We start from the raw sequence: 1,354 nt of genomic DNA, 5'->3' as shown, positions 1-1,354 counted from the left end.
GGAACAGAACCTGCGCTTGCAGGGGCAGTACTACGACGCGGAAACGTATCTGCATTACAACACCTTCCGCTATTACGACCCGGGGGTGGGGCGGTTTACAACGCAGGATCCGATTGGGTTGGCGGGAGGGGTGAATTTATACCGGTACGGGCGGAACCCAACCGGGACCATTGATCCTTGGGGTTGGTGCTCGACCAAGCTGGGCAACAATATGGGAGCACGGCGATTTGATGGGATGGCAAATCATCACTTAATCCCTGAAGAGCTGATAAAAAAACCAAGGTACGAAGTGCTTTTCAGCAGATTAAAAAATATAGGGTGGAATTCTGATGGCGTCTCCAACGGTCACTTCTTACCAGGAACAGCGCAACTATCGAAAATCATGAAGACCCCTGGGCACTGGTCTAATCACAGCCAATATACAAATGCTATCGAGGGTAGGTTGCAGTCTCTGAACAAAGGTATAAAAAGTCTAACGGACACCCAGCTTGCACTCGGCGTCAAGGACCTCCAAGGATGGGCAAAAGCGGGATTGGAAAATGGAAAATTTGCTATTGATGAAATTACCGGAAGACTGCTATGAACGCGCATGAATTTTATGTAATTGAGCATAATCCTGATGGAAAATGCACCCCCTATTTCTTTGGCTCTGAGTGCACACCTAAATTACCAAGCCTTCACCTCCCAAGTGAGGGTCCTGATCCCAGAAAATACGCGAATGAATACTCTTTAAAGGCAAAAACATATAATTTTTCCTTTGACTTCAATGCTAACGAGCTCCTGGCATCCAAAGACTTTATTGAAATTTGCAAAATGCTTTCAGTAAAAATGCTGATTAGGCCAGTCAAAATATCCCTATATCGTAATACGACCACACAAAAACTCTACTTTTTATTCTTTCCGCTAGCAAGAATAGAACTGTTGAATAGAGATCAGTCTACGTACACTGAAGAGTCCCAAGCCGCCAGCCAGAAGATTAGCGAAGGAAACGATGAGAAAGCCTATGAAAAAATTGATAGATTTATTACCCTTCCCTCTAAAGAGCATTTATTTTACTGCATTGAAATCAAGGAAATAGTCTGCTCAAGTCAACTTAAGGAAGCATATGAAAAACAGAGACTAACAGGTATCAAATTCACAGCAATCAACGAAGATTTTCGTTACGACCCATGGGGAGACTTCTGCTCCTAGGGCTTGCGACTAAAACATCACGCTATCTCGCTGTCGGCGTTCAATTTTCGCGAAGCGCCGGGCAATCGCCTCAGTGGTTTCGGCCATCTTGAGTTCCGCTACGACAGCTGGGGCAACCTGAGCCATAAGGGTTACGGCAACCAGTGCAACGACGCCTTCCAGC

The 1,354-nt window shown here is 45.6% G+C and carries 2 protein-coding genes; both read left to right on the top strand.

All coding sequences use genetic code 11. The annotated features are described in order from the left end of the window. Positions 1–583 (top strand): RHS repeat-associated core domain-containing protein (locus DCO48_RS23100; RefSeq protein WP_177410633.1); only part of this gene is annotated, 583 nt, incomplete at its 5' end. Further along, on the top strand, positions 580–1,191 hold the full coding sequence (locus tag DCO48_RS22630; RefSeq protein ID WP_133247632.1) for a hypothetical protein: 612 nt from the start codon (positions 580–582) through the stop codon (positions 1,189–1,191). The genes DCO48_RS23100 and DCO48_RS22630, both read left to right, overlap by 4 nt. Positions 1,192–1,354 lie beyond the last annotated feature (163 nt).

The organism is Pseudomonas sp. SDI, assembly GCF_003105155.1.
In the GTDB taxonomy this organism is placed as follows: Bacteria; Pseudomonadota; Gammaproteobacteria; order Pseudomonadales; family Pseudomonadaceae; genus Aquipseudomonas.
This window is presented reverse-complemented; position numbering and strand designations above follow the sequence as displayed.

Bases quoted from the DNA above. Each gene is read 5' to 3' on its own strand.
- DCO48_RS22630 (WP_133247632.1), top strand. From the start codon at position 580: ATGAACGCGCATGAATTTTATGTAATTGAGCATAATCCTGATGGAAAA.